Annotated in this window: 2 protein-coding genes; both read left to right on the plus strand. The window is 38.8% G+C overall.

Annotated features, from left to right (window positions below; translation table 11 throughout):
• Positions 1–1,439 (plus strand): hypothetical protein (locus NT145_05145; GenBank protein ID MCX5782071.1); only part of this gene is annotated, 1,439 nt, incomplete at its 5' end.
• A 361-nt stretch (positions 1,440–1,800) separates the two neighbouring features.
• On the plus strand, positions 1,801–2,196 hold a 396-nt coding region (locus tag NT145_05150), incomplete at its 3' end, for a double zinc ribbon domain-containing protein (protein ID MCX5782072.1).

Genomic DNA, 2,196 nt, shown 5'->3' on the forward strand with positions numbered 1-2,196 from the left:
AGACATTCAATAACTACATGAAACTTACTGATTATCATACCCTTGAAATTACCGAAAACTGGGGACTTAAAACACCGTTTAAATTCGGGAATTTCTGGAATTTTTTGCCGAGCTATAATTTAAGCACAGTTAAGGAAAAAAACCGGGATTTTTCTGCTGAACTTAATTATCCGAAATCACTTAATCAAAATCTTTCGGCAAATTCTAATTTTAAATTTACTTCCTGGCTTCAGCCGAACATGAATTACAATATAAGCACAAGAGAAAATTATAACCTTTCATACAGCACAACGGCCCTAGTGCCGACATATCCTTCAGAAAAAAAATATGTTGAAAGAAATGCGTTCGGAGAAATTTCGTGGAATCTCCAAGCGAAAGATTTGATGAGCAGCCGTTATATCCAGTCGCTGGGCTTTGCTTCTTCGTACCGCATACAGGACACCGATTCATATGACAATGTTGATAGAAGTTTTAACCCCCTGGGAGCTTCGCTTGAAAAATTGTGGATTAGAGGCAATACTTTTACAAAAGCGCTTGATCTGGGATCAACAAATTACATTTTTAGATCTTATGTAACTAAAGATGATGTCCGTATCGCCGGCAGGTGTAATCCGCTTGAGGGTTTTGATTTTTCGGGGCGGAAAATACCATTAAAAACATTAACCGCAAATTTTACTTATACCGGAAACCAGGAACACTCTTTCATAACGGGAACTCAAAGGGATACTTATACCAAAATTTGGCCGGATCTTTTGATCGGAATGAGCAGGATAGAGCAGATGCTTTACCTTGAACAATGGCTTTCTGATTCCCAGCTTAATTTTAGGCATCAAAGAAAAACTTCCGAAACATCAGGGATATCATTCAGCGACGGCAAGAACTACGGAGGGGACTGGCGGTTTAATTTTTTCAAAAAATATGACTTAAGCCTTGCGATGAATACTTCCCGCAACGAAGATTTTGACCTCACCAGAAGCCTTAGAATAAATGAAGGTGAAAGCTTTGAATGGACAACTCAAGGAGGAACGACGTTCGGGAAATGGAGGTGCTTACTTCGTTATTCAAACGGCGAAAGCTGGACGAAAAATGCGACAGGAGATTTTACTACCCAGCTCACAAAAAATACTTATACCGGACAAGTAAATGCAGATATGACTTTTCCCGGAGGGCTTCCTATACCTTTCACCAAAAAGAAGCTTTCTTTGACGAATAGGCTTATAGTTACCGGAAATATTGTGTATTCAAGCCAGTCATCAAGATTAAATATTCAACGCGATAATATTGATAATTATAATATCGGATCAAACGCGGATTATGAGATCTCCCAAAATTTCAGATTTTCAATCGGGTTTGCATGGGGAAGAACCATGTTCAGGGATAATCCCCATGAGAATTTCTCAACTATTGAAGCATCTTCAAAATTAAATATTCAATTCTAAAATGGAAAGTCGCGGGGCTTTCTTGCCCTGTTTCGACAAGCTCACCATCCCGAGCGCAGTCGAGGGACTGCACCCCTGAATTACTTTTCTTTACTTGCCTCCGCGCGAGCAGACTGTGTCTTAACTCCGTATGTTGTCATCCCGAACTTGTTTCGGGATCTCGTTTTGTCAAAATACTGGATTCTGAAATAAATTCAGAATGACATCAGGAGTTGATTTTAGGAGTTATGACACAGTCTGAAGGCGGACAGGTGCCGAAAAGTAACTAAAAGAAATGCTCAAACTCATAAGCGGCTCAATGGGGAAAACCTTTAAATACGACTCTTAGATTATACAGCTTCTATCATCTAGCTTCTAAAATATGCATAAATATATCACAAAAACACTAAATAGGGTCTCTAATTTGTTATTTCCTATAACCTGTATTAACTGCGGATGCGGCTTGCCTGAAAATGATTATTTGAGAATTTGCCAAAAATGCTTTTTAAAAATAGAACTTATCAAAGAGCATTATTGCAGCAAATGCGGCAAGTTTTTGCCCGACGGCGGTGAGCACTGTTATTCGTGCAGAAAAAAACCTTTGTATCACTTTGAATTCATCCGCTCAGCCGGGGAATTCAAAGGTGTTTTAAGAGAATTGATACACAAATTTAAGTATCAGAACAAAGATTACTGCGACCGCATTTTCGGCCGATTGTTTGAAAATCTTTTAGACAAAGAAAAAATAATGAAGGAAGTTGATTGTGTTGCGGCGGTT

The sequence above is a fragment of the Elusimicrobiota bacterium genome (assembly GCA_026388075.1).
Taxonomy (GTDB): domain Bacteria; phylum Elusimicrobiota; class Endomicrobiia; order Endomicrobiales; family JAPLKN01; genus JAPLKN01.